The sequence below is a fragment of the Rhizobium ecuadorense genome (assembly GCF_001187535.1).
GTDB classification, from domain to species: domain Bacteria; phylum Pseudomonadota; class Alphaproteobacteria; order Rhizobiales; family Rhizobiaceae; genus Rhizobium; species Rhizobium ecuadorense.
Genome location: NZ_LFIO01000941.1, coordinates 1 through 216 on the forward strand (window position 1 = coordinate 1; position 216 = coordinate 216).

Consider the following 216-nt stretch of genomic DNA (forward strand, 5'->3'; position numbering starts at 1 on the left):
GGCTGGACCGCAGGCCTCGATCCCGTCCATCAACATCCACGCCCGCTACTGTCGAGCCTTGAGGGGAACCTTTGGGTTGCCCAGCACGTCGTTCCCGCTCTGCGCAAACTTCACGTCATCCGAAGCTGGGCGGCGATGAACATCAACATCGACGGTGCGCCGATCCTCGGCGAACATCCGTCAATGCCTGGGTTCTTCAACGCCGTCACTTCAAAC

1 pseudogene is annotated in these 216 nt (G+C 60.6%); it reads left to right on the forward strand.

Annotated elements, in window-relative coordinates:
* Window positions 1–216: pseudogene (locus AF337_RS45470) on the forward strand (hypothetical protein); the annotation flags it as partial.